The organism is Pseudoclavibacter sp. CFCC 13611, from assembly GCF_008831225.1.
In the GTDB taxonomy this organism is placed as follows: Bacteria; Actinomycetota; Actinomycetes; order Actinomycetales; family Microbacteriaceae; genus Pseudoclavibacter_A.
In genome coordinates this window covers 292,175-317,644 of sequence record NZ_WBKE01000003.1, presented here as the reverse complement: position 1 = coordinate 317,644, position 25,470 = coordinate 292,175, and the positions used below count along the sequence as shown (strand labels likewise).

Below are 25,470 nucleotides of genomic sequence, written 5' to 3'. Positions count from 1 at the left end.
GTCGCCGCTAGAGTGCCTGTATGACCGAACCGCGGCACAGCCTCGACCGGCGCATCACGGCCCTCGCGGTTCCGGCGCTCGGCGCGCTCGTCGCCGAGCCGGTGTTCACGCTGATCGACTCGGCGATGATCGGCCACTTGGGCGCTGCTCCGCTGGCCGGGCTCGCAGCCGCGGCGAGCATCCTGCAGACGGCGGTCGGCCTGATGGTCTTTCTCGCCTATGCGGCCACGCCCCTCGTCGCACGTCGCCTGGGCCAGGGACGGCCCACCGAAGCGCTCGCCGCCGGCATAGACGGGCTCTGGCTCGCACTCCTCACCGGCGTCGCGCTCGCGGTCGTGGGGTGGTGTGCCGCCGACCCGCTTGTGGCGATGCTCACCCCTGACGCCGAGGTGGCCTCCCACGCTCATGCGTATCTGCGCGTCTCGCTGTTCGGCCTGCCGGCGATGCTCGTCGTGCTCGCAGCGACCGGCGTGCTGCGCGGTCTGCAAGACACCAAGACGCCGCTGGTGGTGGTCGCAGCAGGCATGGGCGCGAACGTCGGACTGAACGCGTTCTTCATCTACGGGCTGGGCTGGGGCGTCGCAGGCTCGGCGCTGGGCACCGTCGTCGTTCAGTGCGGCATGGGCTTCGTGCTGGCCGGCATCGTCGTGCGGCGCGCCCGTGCCGTCGGTGCTGGCCTGCGGCCGGAGTGGGCGGGTGTGGGCCGCTCGATGCGCGAAGGCGGCTGGCTGTTTCTGCGCACGGCGACGCTGCGCGTGGCACTGCTCGCGACGGTCTGGCTCGCCGCGCGTCTCGGCACCGACACCCTCGCCGGCTACCAGGTGCTCTTCTCGCTGTTCAGTGCGTTGGGCATGGCCTTCGACGCGCTCGCCGTCGCCGGTCAGGCGCTGGTCGGGCTCGAACTCGGCGAGCGTGAGCGGCAGCGACGAGAGTCGGCAGACGCCAGAGCCCCGAAGGGCTCTCCGACGGCCCCCTTCGGCGTGCGCGTGGTGAGCCGACGGCTGCAGCAGTGGGGCGTTCTGGTCGGGGCAGCGCTGACCGTCGTCTTCGTGGCTGCCTCGCCGTGGGCCGGGCGAGCGTTCACGAGCGACCTGGGTGTGCTGTCGATGCTGACCCCGGGGCTGATCGCGATGGGGGTGACGCTGCCGCTCGCCGGGTACGTGTTCGTGCTCGACGGCATCCTGATCGGCGCCGGCGACGGACGCTATCTGGCGCTGGCCGGGCTGCTCAACTTGGCCGGCATGGCTGTGTGGATGGCGGCGGTGCTCTGGCTGCTCGACGGCGCCATGGTCGCCGATCAGTGGAAGCTCGTCGCGGTGTGGTCGTGCTTCGGCGGCGGGCTGATGATCATGCGCGCCCTCACTCTCGGGCTGCGTCTGCGGGGCGACCGCTGGGTGCAGCGCGCCTAGAACAGCCGCTCGTCGGCGTCGTCGGTGCCGCGCATGGCCTCGTAGTCGAGCACGAGGCAGCGGATGCCGCGGTCCTCGGCCAGGGTGCGCGCCTGCGGTTTGATCTCCTGTGCGGCGAAGACGCCCTGCACGGGGGAGAGCAGCGGGTCGCGGTTCAGCAGCTCGAGGTAGCGGGTGAGCTGCTCCACCCCGTCGATGTCACCTCGACGTTTGAGCTCGACCGCGATGTGCTCCCCGTTCACCCCGCGGGCCATGATGTCGACCGGCCCGATCGCGGTGGCGTACTCTCGGCGCACGAGTTCGCATCCCTCGCCCAGCAGCTCGATCTGTGCCGCGAGCAGCTCCTGCAGGTGCGCCTCGACCCCGTCTTTGATCAGTCCGGGGTCGGTGCCGAGCTCGTGCGAGGTGTCGCTGAGAATCTCGTGGATGCCCACGATCAGCTGGTCTGACGTCTTGCGCTGGGTGACGCGCCAGACTTCGGTGACGCCGACCTTGCGCTGGTCGTCGTCGGGCTCGTCGACGGTCAGGCTGCAGGGCGGTGACATCCAGTTCAGCGGCTTGTACGAGCCGCCGTCGGCGTGCACGAGCAGCGAGCCGTCGGCTTTGAGCATGAGCACACGGGTGCCGAGGGGCAGGTGAGACGTGAGCCGCCCGGCGTAATCCACCGTGCAGCGAGCAATGACGAGACGCACATCGGCATTGTAGACGGGCAGACAGGCGTTTCACATGAAACATCGGCACACTAGTAGAGTTTGTAGATCAGACTGACCTGGCGAAAGGGGCCTTGATGGCGCAGTCGCGACGAGAGCGACGTGAGGTTGAACGTCGCCTGGCGAAGGCGTCCTCCGCTGCGAACGACAACCGCTTCACCGCGGTCGCACGCCACGGTGCGCTCGCGCCGGCCGGAGGCGGCCCCAAGGCGATCTTCAAGTGGCTCGCCCTCTGCGTGACCATGGTCATCGTCGGAGGCATCGCACTCGCCGGGCTGATGGTCTGGTCGGTGCAGAAAGACATCGGCTACTTCGACTTCACGAACGTGGACGGCAGCCCGCAGGTCGCCACCGTCGACGGCCCGGTCAACTTTCTGCTGATCGGCTCTGACACCCGCAAAGACCAGGGTGAGGGCTTCACGGCCGAAGACAAAGACGCCGACCTGGCCGACGTCATCATGCTGCTGCACGTCTCGGCCGACCATCAGACGGCGACCGCAGTGAGCTTTCCGCGAGATCTGATGGTCTCGATGCCCGCGTGCCCCAAGACCGACGGCAGCGGTGGCACCTACCCGGCGCAGAGCCGGGTGCAGATCAACTCGACCATCTCGTACGGCGGGCCGAGCTGCACGGCGCTCACCATCGAGAAGCTCACCGGCGTCGACATCGGCTTCGTCGGAAAGATCGACTTCAAGGGCGTCATTGAGATGTCGAACGCGATCGGCGGCGTGCCCGTCTGCGTGACGAACGACATCAACGACAACGACTCCGGTCTGCACCTGACGGCCGGCGAGCACACGATCCAGGGGTCGGACGCTCTGGCGTTCCTGCGCAATCGCCACGGCGTGGGCGATGGCAGCGACCTCGGGCGCATCAGTTCGCAGCAGGTCTATCTCTCGTCGCTGGTGCGCACGATTCAGACTCAGGGTGCGCTCACGAACCCGGTGCGGCTCTACGACCTCGCCTCTGCCGCAGCCCGCAACATGGAGTTCTCGTCGAACCTGAAAGACACCGGCATGCTGGTCTCATTGGGTGCGACGGCGGCTGGCATCTCGCTCGACAACGTCGCTTTCGTCCAGGCCCCAGTGACCGAAGACCCCCGCGACCGTAACCGCGTCGTGCTCGATCCGACGCTGTCGACGCCGCTCTTCCAGGCGATCGCCTCGGGCGAGGGCGTGCGGCTGAACGAGAACAGCAAGACGGGCATCGGATCAGAGACGGTGGGTGAGGCGCCTGACGCCGCCGCCTCGCAGCCGGCAGATGCCGCGCCGTCGACGTCAGCGCAGCCCTCGCCCGCCTCGGGGTCGCCTGCGCCGGAGGCCTCGCAGCCGGCGACGGTGCTTCCAGAGGGCATCGTCGGGCAGACTGCCCGAGACCAGACCTGTGCGGTGGCCAACCGGTAGGTCTGCGCTTGAGCGGTGTGGCGCGCCCGTGCGAATCCGCTATGATGACATGGTGCCTTTCGCGGGCACATCTGGAGACGTCGCATAGTCTGGCCTAGTGCACCACCCTGCTAAGGTGGAGTCCCGAATTTCGGGACCGAGGGTTCAAATCCCTCCGTCTCCGCGCTGAGTCGAAGGCCCTGCATCCCACAGAATCACCGGGATGCGGGGCCTTTGTTATCGTGTCTTCAGAAACGTGAGAGCCATCTGTTCGCTGCCGCTGCTAACCTGTCTTCGAGGCCTGAATGCCGGCCTGCGGACGAGGGAGCAGTACCCGCATACGACAAGACTGACTCGTAGGAGGGTCACGTCGTGGCATGGATCATACTCATCGCATCAGGTCTGCTTGAGACCGTCTGGGCGGCAGCGCTCGCGGCGTCGCGAGGTTTTCGCAGACTCTGGCCCAGCATCCTCTTCGTCGTCGCGTTCAGCGCGAGCATGGCCGGCCTCGCATATGCAATGTCGGTGATCCCGACCGGCACGGCCTATGCCGTCTGGGTGGGCATCGGCGCATGTCTCACGGTGGTCTGGTCGATGGTGAGCGGTCGAGAACGCGCCTCGATCGCGCGTGTGCTGCTGCTCGTGCTGCTCGTCGCATCCGTCATCGGCCTGAAGGTGGTGAGCTGATGCCGTGGGTCATCCTCGTCGTGAGCGGCGTGCTCGAAGCTGTCTGGGCGACCGCGCTCGGAAGCTCCCAGGGGTTCACGCAGCCGGTCGCGGTCATCGTCTTCTTCGTCGCACTGGTGATCAGCATGGCTGGTCTGAGTCGTGCGGCTCGTACGATCCCGATCGGCACCGCCTACTCGGTCTGGGTGGGCATCGGTGCGGTGCTGACGGTGGTCTTCGCGATGGCGACGGGTGCCGAGTCGTTCTCATGGCCCAAGGCGGCCTGCGTCGGCGGTGTCGTCGTGGCGGTGATCGGGTTGAAACTGGTGCGGTCGGATGCGGTGATTGCGAAAGACGCGGAGCCGTCGCCTAAAGAGTGAAGGTCAGCGCGTAGAGCGCGGCGAAGATCACCGCGGGCAGATAGAGCAGGATGCCCAGCGCCCACGAGACGAACACCTTGGTCGAGCGGGAGCTCCACGACCCGGCCCCAATGACAATGTGCAGCGCGATGCCGAGCACGAGCACGACCGGAAAGCCGTAGACGAGCACCACCAAGAAGATCAGCGGGGCGTATGGGCCGGGAGAGGTGACGGCCACCAGGGCGTACCAGATCGACGCGACTGCCAGCGGTAAGAGTGGCAGTGCGATGCTCAGGCGCCGTGCCCACTGCTCTCTGCGGTTGAGCCGGGGGCTGGCGGGGTTCTCAGCAGTCATCTTCAGTCGAGTCTATCGGACAGCATCCATATGAGGCGTGCTTCGGCGCCATTCCGGGGCTCGCGGGGGCGGTGACTGCAGTCGTCGAATGTCAGAGGGTGTGTGTTGAATCAGGACATGGAAGCCACAACGCACCTCGCGCAGCCCTCGCAGCCAGACCCGCTGCAGGCCTTGATCGCGCTCGGTCGCGTGGCCGGCGCGGTCGGTGCGCAGACCGGAGCGCCTGTGGCGGCATCTGGGCCTGCGTCGACGTCTGGTGCTGTGTCGGGGGCCGAGCATGCTGACACGAGTGGGCCCGGCTCGCGCTGGGGCGACCTGACAGGGGATGCCTTGGTCGCGGCCGTCGAACTCGTCGAGCACGCAGGGCGCGCCATAGATTCGCTGCGTGTGCAGGTGGCCGGTGAGGTGGCTCAGCGGTGCGCGGCGTGTGACAGCGACGAGCGTCTGTCGACGAAGTACGGACAGCGCACTGCGGCAGAACTCATCGAGTACGTGGCCGGAGTCTCGGCTCGGGAGGCACGCCGTCGGGTGCGGCTCAGCGAGCAGCTGCTCGGGCGAACGAGTGACACCGGCCTACCGTTGCCTCCGCTCTTCGCGCAGGCTGGTGCGGCGCTTGCGGCCGGTGACCTCGGCGTCGAAGCGGCCGAGGCCATCGTGAGCGAACTGGGCAAAGCGGCTCCCCGGGCTGATCTTGAGCTGCTGGATGCAGCCGAGTGCGCGCTCGTCGACGGGGCGTGCCCGCAGCGCGAGTCTGAGCAGACGAATGTCGGCTCACCGAATGCTGCAGGCGACGACGATCATGGTGAGTCGGGATACCTGCAGCGTGTGCCCGGCCTTTCCGCAGATCTGGTTCGGGTGCAGGCGCGAGCTTGGCGAGAGGCGCTCGACCCCGATGGGGTGCAGCCACGAGAAGACGAGGCGGTCAATCGACGCGACTTCTGGATTTCATCTCGGGCTCGCAACGGGCTGCATGCTGTGCGGGGTACGATCCCAGCTGATGTCGCAGCTCGTGCGCTCGCGGTCTTCGACGCCTGTCTCAGTGCGAAGACCCCGCCGCGGTTTCTGCGTGACGTCGTCGGCGGTGCAGATGCGACAGGTGATGAACACCGAGATGGCGTGAGCGGCAGTCGACCGACCGAGACGCGCACGCTCGGCCAACAGCGCGCCGACGTCTTCGCCGCCATGGTCGCCGCGCTCACCGGCAGCCCAGAGTTCCATATGCCGCCTGCGGTGATCGTGACGATCCCGGCTGCGGATCACTCTGCCAGTGGTTCTGCCAGTGGCTCTGGCTCATCTTCTGCAGAGGCCGCTCTCTCTGGCAGATGCTGTGGCATCGGACCGGTCGCCGAGACCGGCAGCATCTCGGGCGTCGACGACCCGGTCGCCGCGCAGACGATCGGTCGAATGGCCTGTGACGGCGGCGACCAGCTTGCACGGCTCGACGCACAGGGAGCCCTCGTCTCGCTCACGACGACGCAACGGGTGTTCAGCACGCACCAGCGGCGGGCGATCGCGGCTCGAGACGGTCACCAGTGCGCGATTCCGGGCTGTCGCATCCCTGCTCATGCGTGTGAGGAACACCATGTCGTGCCCTGGCAGCAGGGCGGTAAGACGCATGTCGGCAATGGCGTGCTGCTGTGCTGGTGGCACCACCGTCACATCGACAACGGAGCCTGGCAGATCACGATGTGCGAAGGCAGACCGCAGATCCGGCCGCCGCAGATTCGTTCGCTGCTGCATCAGACCGCACGTCGAAGGCGATGAAGAGGGCATGTTCACAGCGTCCGCTCAGCTCAAGTCATTGCACACCGGGCAAACTTGCACGTAGGGTAATTTCATGCCCGTCTCTTCTGCACCACAATCAGCGTCGCGTCCCGACGCTGTGCGTGAGCCTGGCCGACGCGAGCTCAATCGCGCGGCCACCCGAGCGGCAATCATCGATGCCGCCATCAGCCTGGTGCTCGAGCATGGGCGCGATCACGTGAACGTCGAGCAGATCGCCGAGCATGCAGGGGTCTCACGACGTACCTTCTTCAACTACTTTCCCGGCATCGACGCAGCGCTCAATGCGCCCACCGAAGACCTGCTGGTCAAGGCCCGACAGCAGATCGAGAATCGTCCCGCTGACGAATCCGTCATCGATGTCGTGATGCAGGTCTTCTCCAGCAGCGTCACGTCCAGCTATCTGCAGCAGTGCCTCGAACTGGCTGCTGCCCTCGACGGGCACGCCGAATTCCTGCAGTACGAACTGATGGCGTGGGATGAGGCGGAATCCCGGTTCGTCACCGCGCTGCAGCAGCGCGCGCCTGAGGGGATGCCACGCATACGCCTGGTGGTGTTCGTCGCGTCGGTGCTGGCGAGCTGCCGTGCGACCATCAACGTCTGGCTCGGCGAGCGACATCAGGGCGCAGCGGCAATCGGTGCCGCTGACTCGTCTCGTACGCACGTGCCTTTCGCAGGCGCTGCGCTCACCGACGCCGACCTCATCAACCTCAAAGACCAGCTGCTCGAAGCAGTCAAGACCGTGCGCGATGGATATCAGGATCTCTGATGCTGACCCCCTACCCGCAGACCGCGCTCTAGCCCGCCCCCACACGAAGGAATCTCTCCATGGCCTCACTGCTCTACCGACTCGGGCGCTTCAGCGCGGCGCACCGGCGCATGGTCGCATCGATCTGGCTGATCATCATGATCGCGGTGGGCGGGGCGGTCGCCGCCTTCGCCGGCACGACCAGCAACAACTTCACGATCCCGGGCACCCAGTCACAGACGCTGATCGACCGACTCTCCGATCGCATCCCCGCGGCATCGGGCGGCACCGGCAGCATCGTCTTCGATGCGGGCGAGGGAATGCAGTTCACCGACGAGCAGAAGGCGGCCATCGGGCGTGCGCTCGCCGACGTGAAGCAGCAGGACGCCGTCGCCACTGTGATCGACCCGTTCGAGACGCAGCAGCAGCTTGAGTCCGGCCGTCAGCAGATCGATCAGGGCAAACCCCAGCTCGACGCCGCAAAGGCGCAGCTTGACGCCGGTCAGCAGCAGCTGGATGCGGCGAAGAGCCCCCTCACTCAGCTCGAGCAGGCCCGCGACGCCGCGCAGCAGGCGGCGCAGCAGGCTGCTGATGCCGGGCAGTCCGCTGCAGCCGCGCAGGCCACCGCGCAGGCCGACGCCCTGACTGCGCAGCTCGAGGCCGCGCAGCAGCAGCTGGCGCCCCAGCAAGAGAAAATCGACGCCGGTCGCGCCGAACTCGACCGACAGCAGGCCGAACTTACTCGTGCCGAGCGCTCTCTCGATGCCGCATCCGGGGTGCAGCTGGTCTCAGACAACGGCCGCATCGCACAGGCGCAGGTGACCTTCACGACTTCGTCCGACAACGTCTCGGCCGAAGACAAAGAAGCCGTCGTCGAAGCCGTCAACCAGGCTCTCGACGGCTCTGGCGTGACGCCTCAGTACAGCACCGAGATCGCGTCGAGCATCTCAGGCCTGTTCGGCCCGGGCGAGGCGATCGGAATCCTGGTCGCCGCGATCGTGCTCGTCATCATGCTCGGCACGCTGATCGGTGCCGGTCTGCCGCTGCTCATGGCGATCGTCGGAGTGGTCGTCGGAGTCGGCACGACCTTCGCCCTCACCGGTGTGATCGAGATGACCTCGGTCTCGCCGATGCTCGCGCTGATGCTCGGCCTCGCCGTCGGCATCGACTACTCCCTCTTCATCGTCAATCGCCATCGCATCCAGCTGAAACAGGGCATGCCGATGCACGAGTCCATCGCACATGCCTCGGGCACGTCGGGCAACGCCGTGCTCTTCGCCGGGCTCACCGTGGTCATCGCGCTCGCCGCACTGGCCGTTCCCGGGCTGCCGTTCCTGACCGTGATGGGTCTCGCCGGTGCCGGCACGATCATCGTCGCCGTGCTCGTCGCGCTCACGCTGACGCCGGCCATGCTCGGCTTCGTGGGGATGCGCATCCTGAGCCGCCGGGAGCGGCGTGCGCTGCAGAGCTCCAGCGTCGACCCTGCCGCTGAAACGGCAGACGCAGCGGCAGAGCAGGCACCGAAGGCCTCGTCGCAGGCTGCCGCACCGTCCGCCTCGAAACGTTCGTCCAAGGCGGGCCCGCGCTGGGGGCGCATCGTGACTGCGCATCCGTGGCTGGCGCTTCTCGCCGGAGTCATCATCGCCGGGGTGCTTGCGCTGCCCGCCGGCCAGCTGCGGCTCGGGCTGCCCGACGGCAGCTCCGAAGAGCCCAGCAGCACGGCGTACAAGTCGTACCAGCTGATCAGTGAGAACTTCGGGGCCGGCTCGAACGGACCGCTGGTCGTCGTGGCAGAGCTGCCCGAGAGCGTCACCACGGCCGAGCAGCAGGAGGATGCCTCACTCGACCTGGCCGATCATCTGCGTTCGATCGACGGGGTCGCTGCCGCGGTGCCCGGCGGAGCGAGCGACGATCACCGCACCGCTGTGCTGCAGGTCGTCTCGAACGACGGCCCGTCGACGGAGCAGACCGAGCAGCTCGTCGAGCGCATTCGCGCCGATGCCGCCGAGATCGAGCAGCAGACCGGCGCGCAGGTCGGGGTGACCGGGCTCACCGCAGCGAACATCGACGTGTCGAAGAAGCTCGGTGACGCCCTGCCGCCGTATCTTGCGATCGTGGTCGGGCTCTCGCTCGTGCTGATGATTCTGGTGTTCAGGTCGGTGCTGCTGCCGGTGCTCGCGACGCTGGGATTCCTGCTCTCACTGGCCGCCAGCCTCGGAGCGGTCGTGGCGATCTACCAGTGGGGATGGCTGGGCTCTGTCTTCGGGGTGCACGACCCGGCCGCGGTGCTGAGCTTCCTGCCGATCATCCTGATCGGCGTGCTCTTCGGCCTGGCCATGGACTACCAGATGTTTCTGGGGTCAGGCATGCGCGAGAGCTTCGCACACGGGGCGACCCCGCGCCAGGCAGTGCTGCACGGCTACAAAGTCGGCGGTCGCGTGGTCGCGGCTGCGGCCATCATCATGATCAGCGTCTTCGCCGGGTTCGTCTTCTCGGAGCTGACCATGATTCGCCCGATCGGCTTCGCGCTCGCGTTCGGCGTGCTGATCGACGCGTTCCTGGTGCGCATGACGATCGTGCCTGCGGCGCTGTACCTGCTGCGGCGCTCGGCCTGGTGGATTCCCAAGTGGCTCGACCGCATTCTGCCCGACGTCGATGTGGAGGGCGCGAAACTCGATGCGCTGAAGTCGTCGTCGAAGCCGGCGCGGTGAGTCGTCAGCCGCGCTCCAGGGTGCCCAGCACGTCGCCGGCGTCGTCGAAGGCCGTCATCCGGTCGCCCTCGACGCTGACTTCGCGCGTCTTGTCAAGCCAGTCGAGAATGACGCTGCATCCGCGCAGCGTGTGCATGTCAAAGCGGAGCGTCGTGCGATCCTCGCCGCTTGGCGAGAAGCTGCCAGAGAGATTGTTGCAGTTGTCCGATCCGATGAACGTTCCGTCGTCGGAGAACGTCAGATAGGCACCCGTCGGGTCGTCTTTCCACGAGCCGATGAGGGAGGCCTGGAGGTCGGGAATCGCAGACGAAGCGACAGGTTCGTCAGCAGCAGAATCTGACGAGGTGGGTGTGGGGTCAGACCCCGAGGAGCCGCAGCCTGCGGCTGAGAATGCGATGGCGGTCACGAGTGTGACGGTGGCGAGATGATGCAGGCGCATGATGAACCCTCTCAGTCGAAGAAGCTGGGTCTTGCTGTGATTGTTGCACAGAGTTGACTAGAAATTCACAGCCATCTGATAGTCTCGCGTCGGCTGTTGAAATAGACGGCTGTCAAGACAACGACATGCTTTGCGCTGACTGGGGGGAACGCAGAGACGCTGTCCTCGGGCAGTGTTTGCTCCCGCGTCGCAATGAAGCTGACGAGAGGAACCAATGAAGTCGAGCTGGCTGAAGAAGTCGGTGGCCGCAGTCGGGGCGCCACTGGCGGCCCTGACTGTCACAGGCGTGTTCGCCACGTCTGTGGCCGCTCAAGAGAACACCACATCTGACACTCCGGGGAGCGCAGAGGCGCTGATCTCCGAGGTGCAGAACCAAGGGCCTGAGAAGGCCGAGCTGCTGCAGGGTGCGGCAACCAAGGCCGACGGCAAACTCATCGCGATCGTGAACACGGGCGACGACCAGAAGCTGAACCAGGCCGTAGAGCTCAAGACGCAGCTGGAAGACAAAGGCGTCGAGGTTTTGACCTCAGAGAAGGGTCTCACCGCGCTCGCGGGCGACGACCTGGTCGGCGGCGCAGGCTTCGCCACACCTGGTGCTCCGACGGCTGAAGGGCTGCCGTACGGGCTCTGCTCAGTCGGCTTCTCAGCGTGGTCCCCGAAGGGCGACCCGGCCTTCATCACTGCTGGTCATTGCTTCCCCAATACCTATGGCGACACGGTCTACCGGACTGATCCTCGGCATGACGAGGCGTTCGCCGGTGCAGGCAGCGCAGCGTCCGCAGACTTTGCCGGCGTGGCTCTCGGAACCAAGAAGTTTGCCCAGTTCGGCGGCCCGAACGGGACTGCCGGGGCGGAAGGCGACAAGAACTCGATCGACATCGCCGCTGTCGATGTGACTGATCCCTCCGCACGGACGCTCCCCGAAGTCACCGATTGGAGCACCGCATCCACTGGCGATCTCTCGGGCAGCACGTCAGTCGTGACCTCAGTGGGTGCAGCTCAGATCGGACAGTCGGCGACGCGCTCAGGGCGTACGACGAAGCCGAGCACGGGTGCCGTCTCAGCTGTGGACGGATGGATGCAGGTCGACAACAAGTTTGTGCACGGCTTCATGTTGGATGCATCGGCTGATCACGGTGACTCTGGCGGGTCGATCGTCCAAGGCACCAAGGCAGTCGGCGTGGTCTCAGGCGGAGGCGACGTCACCTACAGCGACGGCACGAAGAAGACCATCGTCTGGGGCGCATCTCTCGTCGACTCGCTGCCTGCGACCGGTGGATACAGCATCGCGCTGCATCTCGACGCGCCGAAGGTCACGACTCCGGCAGGTGCGAAGGTCGAACTCGGGTCGCCGATCACCGGCACCGCCCCGGCCAACACCAAGCTCGTCGTGGAGAACGGCGGCAAGACCACGAGTGTCGACGTCGACGGCAACGGCAACTGGTCGTTCCCGGTTCAGGCCCCGGCAGGAAAGCAGAGCTTCACCCTGCATGTCACTGACAAGGACAAGGGCTTCAACAAGTCGGCCACGGTCGAGACCTCGGTCGAGGCCGTCGTGCCCGCACCGGCCATCACGACACCGGCTGACGGCTCCACCGTCGCCGGGCCGCTGAGCGTGATCGAGGGCACCGGCGTCGCCGGAGCCACCGTCACCCTGACCGGCGACGTCACGCAGACGACAACGGTGGGTGCAGACGGCAAGTGGAGCGTCAAGCTCGACAACGCCCTGGACTACAGCAACGATCAGTACACCGTGAATGCCGTGCAGAAGCTCGGCGAGGTCGCCTCTGAGCAGGCAGCCACCTCGAAGTTCAAGGTGGTTCCCGCAGCTCCAGTCATCGAGAACCCGATCAACGGCACGGAGTTCGCCCACGATCAGCTGCCGACCACGATCAGCGGCACCGGCATCGCCGGAGCCGAACTCGCTGTGACCGTGCGCTCCGAACCACAGACCGTCACCACTGAGGTCGGCGAAGACGGCAAATGGAGCATCGCCGTCCCCGCTGGTCTCGAGGCCGGTCAGCACAGCATCACCGCAGTGCAGACCGTCGACGCAGTCGCGTCGCTTGAGGCTCAGGCAGCCTTCAGCATCCAGTCTGCACCGACGCCGGGCGGCACGGATCAGCCCGGTGGCGACCAGCAGCCTGCCGGCGACAAAAAGCCGGCCGCTCCTGCCGCCGAGGAGCCGGTGAAAGACGGCACGCTCGCACACACCGGTGCCGAGGCCGGGCAGTTCGGTCTGCTCGCCGCCGGCGCGGCCGCCATCGCGCTGGCAGGCGCAGGCGTGCTGCTGGCTCGTCGTCGCAGCTCGCAGCGATGAGTCTGACCCTCGACTGAGGGTCGCAGCACGATGACATCGCATCGGTGAGAGGGCCCCACCATTGGTGGGGCCCTCTTCTGCTTCCTGCCTGGGCTGCAGTTCGCGCCGGGGCCTCGAGCTTGAGTCGGGGCTTCGAGTTTGAGCCGGACCTCATGCGTCTGGCATACTGATGCAGCTGCGCTGTCATCCCCCAACGCGACACGCATCTGTTCCTGCACCTCCGACAATGCGAACACCCGTTCGCACCACACCGCGACGCTCCTGACAACGCTCAAGGCGACGCGCTGCGCGACCACCTGAGCCAGCATCCCCAGCCGATTTCGCAGTCGGGACGGCAGGCCACACATCGCGAGGCGTGCACCACCGAGTCGAGAGCGCTCGCAGAGGCTCAGGGCCGATGTGCTCGCCGGGCCGCTGACGTGTCCCCGCAGCAGAGAGACGCTCATGACTCTGCTCAGACTGCTGACCGCATTCACGAAGCGCTACTGGCCCTGGGTCGTGGCGGTCTTCGTGCTCCAGCTCGTCTCGACGCTGGCTGCGCTGTACCTGCCCAGCCTGAACGCCGAGATCATCGACGACGGCGTGAGCCAGGGCGACACCGATCTGATCTGGTCGATCGGCGCGAGGATGCTCCTGGTCTGCTTCGTCCAGGTGGTCACCGCCGTCGGTGGCATCTGGTTCGGTGCGCGCACCGCCATGGCCGTGGGGCGCGACCTGCGTGCCGGTGTGTTCGACACCGTCACGTCGATGAGCGCGCAGCAGGTGAGCGGACTCGGTGCCGCCACGCTGATCACCCGAGGCACGAACGACGTGCAGCAGGTGCAGATGCTGCTGCTCATGACCCTGAACTTCATGGTGTCGACCCCGATCATGTGCATCGGCGGCATCGTCATGGCCGTGCGCGAAGACGTCGGGCTGTCGTGGCTGGTCTGGGCGTCGGTGCCGCTGCTGCTGGTCATCGTGGGCTTTCTGGTCGCCCGACTCATGCCGCTCTTCCGCGGCATGCAGGATCGCATCGACGACATCAACGGCGTGCTGCGCGAACAGATCATCGGCATCCGCGTTGTGCGGGCGTTCGTGCGCGAACCGCATGAGACCACACGTTTCGCCGGCGCGAATCGACGTCTCACCGACGTCTCACTGAGAGTCGGCGCCATCTTCGTGCTCATGTTCCCCGTGATCGGCATGGTGCTGCACCTCGCGACCGCAGCAGTGCTGTGGTTCGGCGGCCACCGGGTTGACGCAGGCGAGATGCAGGTCGGTTCGCTCACCGCATTTCTGCAGTACCTGCTGCAGATTCTGATGGCCGTGATGATGGGCACTTTCATGGTCATGATGATTCCGCGCGCCGTCGTGTGCGCCGAGCGCATCGACGAAGTGCTGAGCACTGAGCCCGATCAGACCGAGCCCGAGCACGAACGCGAGGTGCCGCGCATCGGCGTGGTCGAGTTCGACGGCGCGGGCTTTCGCTACCCGGGTGCCGAGCAGCCGGTGCTCGCAGACCTGACCTTCACCGCGCGTCCCGGCGAGACGGTTGCGATCATCGGCTCGACGGGGTCGGGCAAGACCACGCTGCTCAGCCTGATTCCGCGACTGATGCAGGCGACCGCCGGCGAGGTTCGCATCGATGGCGTGCCGGTCGACGAGCTCTCGCGCCGTCAGCTCGCCGAGCGGGTGAGCCTGGTCACACAGCGGCCGTTTCTGTTCTCGGGCACGATCGCGAGCAACCTGCGCTTCGGGCGCGAGGACGCAACCGACGACCAGCTCTGGCAGGCGCTCGAGGTCGCACAGGCGGCCGATTTCGTGCGCGAGCATCCCGACGGCCTCGAACGCCGCATCTCGCAGGGCGGCACCAACGTCTCGGGCGGCCAGCGGCAGCGACTCTGCATCGCGCGCACGCTGGTCGCGCACCCCGACGTCTACCTCTTCGACGACTCGTTCTCAGCTCTCGACGTGGCGACGGATGCGCGGCTGCGGCGCGCCCTGAAGCCTGCGCTGGCCGGGTCGACGGCGATCATCGTGGCGCAGCGCGTCGCGACGATTCGCGAGGCGGATCGCATCCTCGTGCTCGACGACGGACGCATCGTCGGTCAGGGCACGCACGATGAGCTGCTCGCCTCGAACGAGACCTATCAACAGATCGTCAGATCGCAGCTGTCGGCAGAGGAGGTGGCGTGATGAGCGAACGCGCAGACAAGCGAGACGCGGCACAGACGAAGGCCGCGGCCTCACACGTGCACGAACCCGATGACGAGGACTTCACACCGACGCCCGGCGACGGCGACATGTTCGGAGACGCCCCAGCGGTCACCAAGGCCCAGCACTTCTGGCCGTCGGTGCGACGCCTCTTCGGCCTGCTCGCGCCGCACAAGCTGCCGCTCGTGCTGGTGCTGCTGTTCGTCACCTGCTCGGTGGTGCTGAACGTCTGGGCGCCCAAGGTGCTGGGGCAGGCGATGGACACCATCTTCAACGGCGTCGTCGGCAGCCAGCTGCCGCAGGGCGTCAGCCGAGATCAGCTCGTCGAGCAGATGCGTGCCCAGGGCAACACGCAGATGGCCGACATGCTCGCCAACATGGACGTGGTGCCCGGCATGGGCATCGACTTCACCCGACTCGGCGTCATCATCGTCATCGTGCTGGGCATGTATGTGATCTCGTCGGCGTTCATGTGGGCGCAGGGCGAGGTGCTCAACCGCATCACCATGCAGGCCGTCAGCAAGCTGCGCTCTCGGGTCGAAGACAAACTCAACGCGCTGCCTTTGAGCTATTTCGACACTCGCAAACGCGGCGATCTGCTCTCGCGCGTCACCAACGACGTCGACAACGTGCAGAACGCCCTGCAGCAGGCCTTCGCCCAGCTCGTGCAGTCGGCGCTGAGCGTCATCGGCGTCACGGTGATGATGTTCGTCGTCTCGTGGCAGCTTGCGCTGGTCGCCCTGCTCGCGCTGCCGCTCGCCGCTGTGATCACGGGCGTGATCGGCGTGCGCTCGCAGAAGCTCTTCGCGGCTCAGTGGAAAGAGACCGGCCAGCTCAACGGCACCATCGAGGAGTCGTTCTCAGGGCACGACCTGGTGACCATCTTCGGGCGCAGCGACCGCATGGAGCAGGCTTTCACCGAGCAGAACGGCCGCCTCTACCAGGCGTCGGCGGGCGCGCAGTTCGTCTCGGGCATGATCATGCCGGTGATGCAGTTCGTCTCGTACCTGTCGTATGTGGGCATCGCGGTGCTCGGCGGGCTGAAGGTCGCCTCGGGCACGATGACGCTGGGCGACGCGACCGCGTTCATCCAGTACTCGCGCGAGTTCACTCAGCCGCTCGCACAGATGTCGGGCATGGCCAACATGCTGCAGTCGGGCGTCGCCTCGGCCGAGCGCATCTTCGAGCTGCTCGACGCTGACGAACAGGATCCCGACACCGTCACCGAGGAGCTTCCCGAGCATCCGACCGGGCGCGTCACCTTCGACGACGTGAGCTTCAGCTACGACCCGGAGGAGTCGCTCATCGAGCACCTCTCGTTCGAGGCGCAGCCGGGCCAGACGATCGCGATCGTCGGCCCGACCGGGGCAGGCAAGACCACTCTGGTCAATCTGCTGATGCGGTTCTACGAACTCACCTCGGGGCGCATCCTGCTCGACGGCGTCGACATCACAGACATCTCACGCGCCGACCTGCGCTCGCAGACCGGCATGGTGCTGCAGGACACCTGGCTGTTCAAGGGCAGCATCCTCGAGAACATCCGTTACGGCCGACTCGATGCGACCGACGACGAGGTCGTGGCCGCGGCACAGGCCACCTTCGTCGATCGCTTCGTGCGCCAGCTGCCTGATGGCTACGACACCGTCATCGACGAAGAGAACGGCAGCATCTCGGCCGGCGAACGTCAGCTGATCACCATCGCGCGAGCGTTCCTCGCCCGACCGACGCTGCTGATCCTGGACGAGGCGACCTCTGCGGTCGACACCCGCACCGAGGCGCTGGTGCAGCACGCGATGGCTACCCTGCGCACCGATCGCACCTCGTTCGTGATCGCCCACCGACTCTCCACGATTCGTGACGCCGACACGATTCTGGTCATGGAGCACGGCAGCATCGTCGAGCAGGGCAGTCATGACGAGCTGCTCGAACAGCACGGCGCCTATCGTCGCCTCTATGAGAGTCAGTTCAGCGGCGCGGCCGAGTGAGCGGGACTCAGCCGCTGCTCGCGCGGCTGTGACGCCCTTCGGCTGACGACTCGGGCGAAGCGGCAGGGTAACGTTGAGGCGAGCATCGCCGCCGACATGAGGAGCCCACCACCGTGAACGCCCTGCAGATCAACGCCGCTCTCGCCACTGACGTCGGTCTGCGGCGCAGGCTGAACGAAGACTCCGGCATCGCCGAGCGACCGGTCTATGCGGTCGCCGACGGCATGGGCGGGCACGACTCGGGCGAGGTCGCGAGCGAGCTGGTGGTCGAACGGCTGGGTGCGCTGGCAGCGGCTTCGACCGGTGGTGCGACATCGGCGGATGCGGTGGCGGATGCTCTGCGGCAGGCCCAGCGCGAGGTTGCCGAGCTCTCGGCGAGTCGCCCCCATGGGGCAGGGTCGACCGTCAGCGGCGTCGCGCTGGTCGAGTCGGCAGGCGAGCCGCACTGGCTGGTCTTCAACGTGGGCGACTCGCGCGTGTACCGGTCGCGCAATGGGTCTCTGGTGCAGTGGACGCGCGACCACTCGCAGCTGCAGCAGTGGCTCGACGCCGGTCGCATCACGCCCGAGCAGGCCGCAGAGAGCTCACGAAGCAACGAGATCACGAAGGCGGTCGGGGGCGACGACTCCGATCCCGACTTCTTTCTGGCGCCGGTCGTCACCGGCGAGCGGCTGCTCATCTGCTCTGACGGGCTGCACGGTCTGGTCAGCGCCGAGGCGCTGCGGGCCTCGCTCGTGATGGGCGGCACTCCCCAGACCACGGCCGACTCGCTCGTGGAGCGTGCGCTGATCGCCGGGGGCACCGACAACGTCACGGTGATCGTGGTCGACGTGGTGTCTGGCGGGCTGCTCAGCGATCCGGAGTCGCCCAGCGAAAGCCTCGCCTCACGGGCCGACGCGGCGCTGGTGCACAACAAGCGTCGAAGCGCGGCTCATCATGAAGTCGAGCACTCCGCAGAGACCGGCGACACCCGCTATGTCTCTCGATCGAGCCGACGGGCGCGAATCCTCACTGAGGCAGACGAGACCGTGCTGATCACTCCCAGTGAGTCCGGCGACGACCTCGACGACGACCTCGACGACGACACCGTCGTGATCAGGCGCGGGCCGACTGCTGTCCCAGACGAGTGTGTCGTCGAACACATCGACGACACAGTGCCGGTCGGCCGGGCCTCCGACGGGGCCGACACCAGGCCGATTCGCCGCGAGCGGCGTGCGCGAGCATCCGTCGAACGTTCGCAATAGTCATTTCGACGTGTGTCTTCGCCCTCCTGTGCCTTAGAATCGCTAGAGACTTCGGGAGGGTGACATGGGCAAAAGACTGCCGTCCGCTCCTCCTGCGCTTTCCGGCTGCACCTATGTGCGTCCACTGGGAACCGGCGGCTTCGCCGATGTCTTCCTGTTCGAACAGGACATGCCCCGTCGCCCCGTCGCAGTGAAAGTGCTGCTCTCCGACGTCGTCGACGAAGACGTCGTGCGCATGTTCAACGCCGAAGCCGACGTCATGGCGCGGCTCAGCTCGCATCCCGCGATTCTCAACGTCTATCAGGCGAGCATCGCACCCGACGGTCGCCCCTACCTGGTCATGGAATACTGCCCGACGGGCGTCTCCCCGGCCTACCGCGAACAGGTGCTGCCGCTGCCGACGGTGCTCGACATCGCGGTGCGCATGGGCAGCGCGCTCGAGACCGCACACCGGGCGGGGGTGCTGCATCGCGACATCAAGCCTTCGAACATCCTCTTCACCTCGTTCGGCACGCCGGTGCTCGCCGACTTCGGCATCGCGACCTCGCTCTCCGGCCGCCACGCGACCGATCTGTTCGCCATGTCGGTGCCATGGAGTGCCCCGGAGGTCGTGCGCGAGCAGACGAGAGGCACGGTCGCCACCGAGGTGTACTCACTGGCCGCGACCGTCTACACCCTGCTGGCCGGGCATTCGCCGTTCGAGATACCGGGCTCTGGGCGCAACTCGGCAGACCGGCTCAAGGCGCGCATCGTCAAAGGCCGCATCACGCCGATCAACCGCGAAGACGTGCCGCCCGTGCTGCAGCAGCTGCTGCAGCGATCGCTGTCGACCAATCCTGCCGAGCGGCCGGCGACCGCGCTCGAGTTCGCCCGCGCGATCCAGCAGATTCAGCAGCAGATCGGCGTCGTGCCCACGCAGCTCGAAGTGGCTTCGTCAGAGTGGGCGGGCGCCGGGTCGGTGCTCGGGTTCGATGACGCGGCGCTGCGCGGACCGAAACGTGCGGCTGTGCCGGTGGCCTCGGGCCGGCGGCGGCACGGGCGCAGCGTGCGCGAGCTGGCGACGCAGACCGAGGTGGTCGATGAGGCCCGAGGCGCTTCGGGGCGGGGCCGACTGTGGCTCTGGTCGGGCGTGACCGCTGCGCTCGTCGTGATCGCGGTGGCCGTCACCGTCTGGGTGGTCGGGCAGTGAGCCCGGCGGGGGAAGGCGCGGTCGGCGTCGCAGGTGCGAACGCCGGCCTGCAGCGCCTGCTGCGCAGCCGGTGGACGCGGTGGATCGCGCTGTTGGTGATCGTCTCGCTGGCAGCGGTGGGCGTCATCGTCTGGCGCGGAGTGCCCACCCAGCAGGCCGACTTGGGAAACCCCACAGTGTGGTCGGTCAACGGTCGGGGTCCGCTCTACGGGCAGGTCAACACCGACGTCACCGAATTGGGGGCGATTCACGCGGGTGACCCGAGCGCGTTCAAGATCAGCGGTGTGCTGCAGAGCGGCTCCGACGTCGTGCTCTACAGCGATCAGCAGAAGCTGAAGACGGTCGACCCGACGAATCCGGTGAGTGTCGACGACCCGCAGGATGTCACGGCGGCGCCCTTCGACGCCGATGTGATCGTGCCCTCCGGCGGCTACGTCGCCTTTCTGAACCGCAAGACCGGCACGCTGGGCGCGGAGTCGATCGGTGATCTGGCCAGAGGAGTCTCGCCGTCGCCGATCAATCGGCGTGAGGGCGATGAGACCGAACGCTTCGTGGCCGGTGCCGTCACCGAGCGGGGGCGCCTCTTCGGGCTGAGCAGCGCGGGAGACCTCGTCGAGTTCGACGTCACCAGCGACAAAGAGGTCGCTCGCCGGTCGACCGACGGACCGACGTCGGGTGACAAAGTCGAGATGACGGTCTTCGGCGAGCATTGGGCCGCCCTCGACCACAGCGACAGCGGTGCGACGCTGTGGATCGACGGCACCCAGGTGGATGCTCAGCTCGGCGCGGGTGCACGGCTGGCCGTCGCCGATGCAGAAGCCGACCAGCTTGCGACATCCGACGAATCGGGGCTGCGCACCTTCGACGCGCACGGCGCTCACGGCGACATCAGCGTCGATGCGCAGGGCGCTCCCGCCGCCCCGGTCTGGGAGGCCGGCTGTCTGCATGCCGCCTGGGGGTCGGGCAGCGCGATGTCGGTCTCGGACTGCGGCGGTGATTCGCAGTCGCTCGACGTGCCGACTCAGGCGGCTGTGAGCGCGAGCCAGCCGGTGTTCCGACGCAACAACGGCGGCTTCGTGCTCAACGACGTCGCCTCCGGGCTGATCTGGCAGCGTTCGGGCGACGACTGGACACTGGTGCCGTCGTCGGTCGCCTGGCAGCGTGATGACGACCAAGAAGAGACCAGCGACGCGCAGCAGAACCAGGACGCCCGGCAGAATGAGTGCCCGATTCCGGCCAGCGGCGCCAACGCCGAGTTCGGCGTGCGGCCCGGGCAGCTCACCACGATTCCCGTTCTGGTGTCGGCACTCGATCCGAATCCGCAGGACACGATCTCGATCGTGCCGTCGGCCGACAGCCCGAAGTGGAATGCGGGCGGTCTCGGCGATCTGTCGGCGGTCAACGACGATCAGGCCGTCGCGCTCGCGCCGACGGCCGCCGAGGGCAGCGGCACGATCGGCTTCGTCATCACCGACGGCTCCGACTGCCGGGTGAACGCCGAGGCCAAAGTCACCGTGCACCCGATGAGCGAGAACAGCGCACCGGAGTATCGCGCGGTCAACGACCAGTCTTTGGCCAACCTGCAGGTCGCTCCCGGCGGCTCACTGCGGTTCAACGGGCTGAACGGATGGGTCGATCCCGACGGCGACCCGGTCTACGTGACGCAGGCCACCGCATCCGTCGGCACCGCCGCAGCCACGCCGTCGGGCATGATCGCCTACAAGGCCGACGACGACCAGCCCGCCGGACGCGTCGTGATCACCGTCGAGGTCTCCGACGGCCGCGGCGGCGTCGCGACGCGAGACGTGCCGGTGACCGTCGCCGACTCCCCGCTGCTCAAGGCGCGCTCGTTCTCGCGCACGGTCACTGTCGGCACCTCGCCGTCGATCGACCTCAGCGAGTTCGTCAGCGGTGTCTCGGGTGGTGGCGTCGAGGGCAGCCGCGTCGAACTCAGCCGCGCCACCGTCGACGAGAGCCTGCAGTCGAAGGTGCGCGTGCAGCCCAGCAGCGACTCGCTCTCGGTGAGCGTTATGGCGAGCGAGGCCGGAGTCTACCCGGTGACGTATGAGGTGAAGTCGGGGGCCAGCCAGGCGACCGCGACGATGCTGATCACGGCCAGTGCCGCCGAGAACAAGATGAGCACCCCGCCCATCAGCGTGTTCCTGCGGCCCGACGAAGACGTCACTGTTGATCCGCTGCAGCCGGTGAGCAACCCCGGCGGGCGAGTGCTGATGGTCGGCGACGGCCAGCAGTACTCGTTGGCCGACCCGAGGTCGTCGCTCAATGCGGCGGCCGTCGGCGGAAGCTCGCTGCGGGTCAGCGGGCAGACTCCCGACAAGCTCCCTGGCCGCATCGGCACGTTCACCTACGCGGTGACCGACGGGGCGCAGACGATCACCGGTCAGGCGACGGTCTTCCAGCTCGACGAGAGCCTGTCGACGAAGCCGGTCGCCGTCGCCGATCAGGTGACGGTGCGGGCGGGCGATCAGATCGACATCCCGGTGCTCGACAACGACGTCGCCCCGGCGGGAGGCACTCTGATGCTCGACCCGCGGCAGACCACCGACGATCTGCCGGGTCTTGCCTTCCCCTCTGGCTCAGTGCTGCGCTATCTGGCGAGTGACACGCCGGGCAGCTATACGATCGACTACCGGACGTATTCCGCGGGACACCCGGGAGAGGGTTCGATCGGCCGAGTGAACGTGCGGGTGACCACCGAGGACGGCAACCAGCCGCCGACCCCCAAGAACATCGACGCTCGTGTCGAGGCGCGCAGCAGCACGATGATCAGCGTGCCGAGCTTCGGCGTGGATGCCGATGGCGACGACGTCAGCGTGGTCTCGGTCACGCAGCCGGGACAGGGTGGGTCGGCGCAGGTGCTCGCGGACGGGCGGGTGCAGGTCAGCAGCACCGATGACGCCGGGCCGATCGAGTTCGACTACACCGTCGCCGATTCGCGCGGAGCGACCGGTACCGCGCACATGCGGGTCGGTGTCATCACGAACACCACGCTGGCTCCCATCGCCTACAACGACTACGTCGAAGCCGCTCCCGGCACCGATGCCGTGACGATCGATCCGACGCTCAACGACACCCGCGTCGGCGACGAGAAGCTCGAACTGCAGTCGGCCGACGAAGTGGTGTCAGCGGCGGCAGAGGGTGACGCGGCGCGATCGCCGGTCGAGGTCTCTGACAACACGGTCACGCTGCACCCCGGTCGGTCCGTCGGCAAGACCGTCTTCACATACACGGTGCAGAGCGCAGGCGGCAGCACCGCCACTGGAAGCATCGTGCTGAACGTCACCAACGACGCCCTGCCGCAGTACCCGGTGCTGGTCGACACAGTGATCGGCGCCGGAGAGATCGACGGCGACTCGTTCGGCGCCGACGTCATCGCCAACAAGCTGGTCTGGTCGGGCCCTGACCTCTCGATCGAACTGCGCGGATCTCCCGACGGCATGCGTCTCGACGGCGATCGGGTGCAGGGGTCGCTGAGCGACCACCGGCAGATCGTGCCGATTTCGGTCACGGCGCCCAAAGGCGACGCCGAACAGGCCCCGCAGACGTGGGCGTTCGTCCGCGTGCCGAAGAAAGACGCCCTCCGGCCGCAGCTCAAAGACCCGACCAAGGTGTACGAGGTGCGCGAGCAGCAGCAGGTCTCGGTGAATCTCGTCGATGAGATCGGCCGGCTCAGCGGTCGCACGCTGCAGGTCAACGCGGCCCGGGCATCCGGCGCACGTTCGCAGGCGACCTGCTCGTCATCCGGCACCACGGTCACCTATGCGGCCGGCGGCGACAGCCAGGTCGAGCGTGACACGTGCAGCGTCGAGGTGCAGTGGGCCGGCGACGACGGCACCCGCAGCACTGTCGCTCTGCCGATGAGGATCACACTCGACAACCCGCCGCCCGAGATGCGCGCGCAGCAGATCGCGGTCGTCGCGCCGGCCGAGTCCAAGACCGTCTCGCTGACCGACTCGGTGCAGTGGACCGACGACAAAGGCAAACTCGGCTTCCAGTGCGGGCCGGCGTCTGGCGCGCCCGGTGTCACGGTGACCTGCAGCGGCTCTTCGGCGACGATCACGGTCGCCGCCGACGCGCAGCAGGGGTCAGTGGCCGGCTTCGACGCGAAGATCGTGTCGCCGTCGTTCGCCCCGCAGCCCGGTGCGAGGCTCAGCGTGCAGGTCGGCACGCTGCCGCCGCAGACGCTGTCGGCGGCCGGCCTGTCGATCGATGTCTCGGAGGGCGACGGCGGCGCGGCTTCGGGCAGCGTCGACGCGCTGGCTCCGAACGGTTCGATCAGCAAATATCGCCCGGTCGAGCTGACCGGTGTGAGCTTTGCCGGCGCCGCAGGAGTGACCGCTTCGATCAGCGGCTCGAACATCTCGGTGCAGGTCGCGGCGAACTCCCCCGGCGGCGTGAAGAGCGGCACCTACCAGGTCAGAGACGCGCAGGGGAACACCGGTCAGGGGCGCATCGAGGTCAACTACCAGGCGCGGCCGAACAGGCCGAGCGTCAGACTCGACACGGTCGGTGACGGCACGGTCACACTGGCGATCGCCCAGAGCGAGACGCTGAGCGTGCCGGCCGTGACCGGCTTCAACGTGACCTACGGCGGCGGCTCGAAGAACTGTGCCGTCGGCGGCACCTGCACCATCGGCGGCCTCAAGAACTTCGAGAACCAGACCTTCACCGTCGCTGCGGTCAACGACGTCGGGTCGTCGCGTGAGACGGCGTCGGTGTCGGGCTTCGCGTACAAGGCGCCGTCGACGCCCAGCATCGGCACCGTCGCACCCTCTGGCGACCGCCAAGCGAGGATCGAGGTCAGCATGCCCGACGACAGCGCCTCGACCATCACCCTGACCAGTGAGAGCGGCAGCTCCTCCGGGCTGGGAGGCTCGGGAGGAACCACCACCATCGGCGTGAACAATGCGCCGACAGGAGTCACCGTCACCGCATCCGCCCGCGACGTGCCGACCGGACTCCGCCAGGCGCCCGCAACCACCGCAGGCACCGCGACGACCTCTGCCTACGGCGTCGGCAAGCCGGGCATCTCCGGCGTCTCTGCGTCGGCCCAGAACGGTTCGGTCTCGGTCACCGGCGACATCAGCGCCCAAGGCGGTCAGACCAAATACTGCTGGATCGTCAACGGAGAATGCAGACGTGAGGGGTCTGGCGGCAACGCGGCGACCACGTTCGGCCCGAGTGACCTGAAAAAGAACATGCCGAACACCTTCGTGCTGCAGGCCGAAGGTCTCGACGCTGAGGGCAGAAGCGTCGGGTGGGACACGACATCGCAGTCGAACAGTGTCTCTGCGACACCGATCACATTCCCCTCGAGTGCAGGCAGAGTCAAGTATCGGGTGAACAACGACGGCACGTTCGGCGGTCTGGCCGACAGCGAAGACGACGGCTTCACTGCCGTGGGCGAGGGCCCGCTCCCGAGCGCATCGAATCAGAGCTACACGATTCGATGGAGATTCTCCGACGGCACGACCGACAGCCAGACCTACACCGTCGGCCCAGCCGGCAAGCCGCAGTACCCCTTCTCCATCGGGGAGTCGAGCGGCTGGCAGAGCGGCACCGTGGAGCACACCTTCACCAGTGCGGCAGAGTGGACCTTCACGCTGCCTGCGATGCCGACCGTCAATGCCTCGAGCGGTGACTACGAGGTCACGGTGCAGTACCGCAAAGGCGGCGGGAGCTGGCAAGAGCTGGAGGCAGGCACCACATCTGTCAAGCTGCCCGAGGGCACGGCGACCTACACGTTCCAGTGGTCCGTGAAGTTCAAGAACCAATTGGAGAATCCGAATTCAGCCGAGCGGCAATTCACCCTGAAGACGCAGGCCTATGAGCCGCCTGCCCCTGCCCCGGAGCCTGAGCCTGAGCCTGAGCCTGGAGGCGGCGAGGGCGGCAGACCCGCGACCACCCCGTGACGCTCGTGATCGCCACACGCGGTCAGCGCGAGGTCACCAAGC

The 25,470-nt window shown here is 67.1% G+C and carries 16 protein-coding genes, 1 tRNA gene and 1 riboswitch; of the genes, 14 read left to right on the top strand and 3 right to left on the bottom strand.

Annotated elements, in window-relative coordinates:
• The first annotated feature begins 20 nt into the window (after positions 1–20).
• Positions 21–1,409, top strand: coding sequence for an MATE family efflux transporter (locus F8O08_RS10095; RefSeq protein ID WP_158043177.1), 1,389 nt, complete (start codon positions 21–23; stop codon positions 1,407–1,409).
• On the opposite strand, the gene nucS is transcribed toward F8O08_RS10095, so the two are convergent.
• Positions 1,406–2,101: an endonuclease NucS gene (gene nucS, locus F8O08_RS10090; protein ID WP_158030370.1), complete on the bottom strand. Its 696-nt coding sequence runs from the start codon at positions 2,099–2,101 to the stop codon at positions 1,406–1,408. The two genes, F8O08_RS10095 and nucS, sit on opposite strands and share 4 nt — an antisense overlap.
• A gap of 95 nt (positions 2,102–2,196) precedes the next feature.
• On the opposite strand from nucS, the gene F8O08_RS10085 reads away from it, so the two are divergent.
• From F8O08_RS10085 to F8O08_RS10070, 4 genes are all read left to right on the top strand, one after another.
• Complete coding sequence (locus F8O08_RS10085) at positions 2,197–3,522, top strand: LCP family protein (protein WP_158037005.1); 1,326 nt, start codon at positions 2,197–2,199, stop codon at positions 3,520–3,522.
• 73 nt (positions 3,523–3,595) lie between these two features.
• Positions 3,596–3,685 (top strand) — tRNA-Ser (locus F8O08_RS10080).
• Between the two features lie 110 nt (positions 3,686–3,795).
• Positions 3,796–3,860: riboswitch (guanidine-III (ykkC-III) riboswitch) on the top strand.
• A gap of 13 nt (positions 3,861–3,873) precedes the next feature.
• Positions 3,874–4,188 (top strand): DMT family transporter, encoded by a 315-nt coding sequence (locus tag F8O08_RS10075; RefSeq protein WP_158037019.1) that lies wholly within the window; start codon positions 3,874–3,876, stop codon positions 4,186–4,188.
• Entirely contained in the window at positions 4,188–4,547 is a 360-nt protein-coding gene (locus tag F8O08_RS10070) for a DMT family transporter (RefSeq protein ID WP_158043176.1), read from the top strand. Before F8O08_RS10075 ends, F8O08_RS10070 begins: the two co-directional genes overlap by 1 nt.
• On the opposite strand, the gene F8O08_RS10065 is transcribed toward F8O08_RS10070, so the two are convergent.
• Positions 4,537–4,881, bottom strand: coding sequence for a hypothetical protein (locus tag F8O08_RS10065; RefSeq protein WP_158037021.1), 345 nt, complete (start codon positions 4,879–4,881; stop codon positions 4,537–4,539). The genes F8O08_RS10070 and F8O08_RS10065 overlap by 11 nt on opposite strands.
• A 117-nt stretch (positions 4,882–4,998) precedes the next feature.
• Between F8O08_RS10065 and F8O08_RS10060 the strand changes: the two genes are divergently transcribed.
• The 3 genes from F8O08_RS10060 to F8O08_RS10050 all read left to right on the top strand — a co-directional run bounded on the left by F8O08_RS10060 (position 4,999) and on the right by F8O08_RS10050 (position 10,122).
• Positions 4,999–6,645: an HNH endonuclease gene (locus tag F8O08_RS10060; protein WP_158043175.1), complete on the top strand. Its 1,647-nt coding sequence runs from the start codon at positions 4,999–5,001 to the stop codon at positions 6,643–6,645.
• Between the two features lie 73 nt (positions 6,646–6,718).
• Positions 6,719–7,432 carry a TetR family transcriptional regulator gene (locus F8O08_RS10055; RefSeq protein WP_158037023.1) on the top strand — a complete coding sequence of 238 codons (714 nt, stop codon included), beginning with the start codon at positions 6,719–6,721 and terminating at the stop codon, positions 7,430–7,432.
• 59 nt (positions 7,433–7,491) lie between these two features.
• Positions 7,492–10,122 (top strand): MMPL family transporter, encoded by a 2,631-nt coding sequence (locus F8O08_RS10050; protein ID WP_158037024.1) that lies wholly within the window; start codon positions 7,492–7,494, stop codon positions 10,120–10,122.
• A gap of 4 nt (positions 10,123–10,126) precedes the next feature.
• Here F8O08_RS10050 and F8O08_RS10045 read toward each other — a convergent pair whose 3' ends face one another.
• Positions 10,127–10,561, bottom strand: coding sequence for an META domain-containing protein (locus F8O08_RS10045; RefSeq protein ID WP_158037025.1), 435 nt, complete (start codon positions 10,559–10,561; stop codon positions 10,127–10,129).
• A gap of 214 nt (positions 10,562–10,775) precedes the next feature.
• Between F8O08_RS10045 and F8O08_RS10040 the strand changes: the two genes are divergently transcribed.
• The 6 genes from F8O08_RS10040 to F8O08_RS10015 all read left to right on the top strand — a co-directional run bounded on the left by F8O08_RS10040 (position 10,776) and on the right by F8O08_RS10015 (position 25,428).
• Positions 10,776–12,881: an Ig-like domain-containing protein gene (locus tag F8O08_RS10040; RefSeq protein WP_158037026.1), complete on the top strand. Its 2,106-nt coding sequence runs from the start codon at positions 10,776–10,778 to the stop codon at positions 12,879–12,881.
• Between the two features lie 444 nt (positions 12,882–13,325).
• Positions 13,326–15,059: an ABC transporter ATP-binding protein gene (locus tag F8O08_RS10035; RefSeq protein ID WP_158037027.1), complete on the top strand. Its 1,734-nt coding sequence runs from the start codon at positions 13,326–13,328 to the stop codon at positions 15,057–15,059.
• Positions 15,059–17,062, top strand: a complete 2,004-nt coding sequence (locus F8O08_RS10030; RefSeq protein ID WP_158043174.1) for an ABC transporter ATP-binding protein — start codon at positions 15,059–15,061, stop codon at positions 17,060–17,062. Before F8O08_RS10035 ends, F8O08_RS10030 begins: the two co-directional genes overlap by 1 nt.
• Positions 17,063–17,175: 113 nt before the next feature.
• The gene (locus tag F8O08_RS10025; RefSeq protein ID WP_158037029.1) at positions 17,176–18,306 is read left to right on the top strand and encodes a PP2C family protein-serine/threonine phosphatase; all 1,131 of its coding nucleotides are present in this window, start codon (positions 17,176–17,178) and stop codon (positions 18,304–18,306) included.
• Between the two features lie 64 nt (positions 18,307–18,370).
• The gene (locus tag F8O08_RS10020) at positions 18,371–19,495 is read left to right on the top strand and encodes a serine/threonine-protein kinase (protein ID WP_158037030.1); all 1,125 of its coding nucleotides are present in this window, start codon (positions 18,371–18,373) and stop codon (positions 19,493–19,495) included.
• The gene (locus tag F8O08_RS10015; protein ID WP_158043173.1) at positions 19,492–25,428 is read left to right on the top strand and encodes an Ig-like domain-containing protein; all 5,937 of its coding nucleotides are present in this window, start codon (positions 19,492–19,494) and stop codon (positions 25,426–25,428) included. Before F8O08_RS10020 ends, F8O08_RS10015 begins: the two co-directional genes overlap by 4 nt.
• The last annotated feature ends 42 nt before the right edge of the window (positions 25,429–25,470 follow it).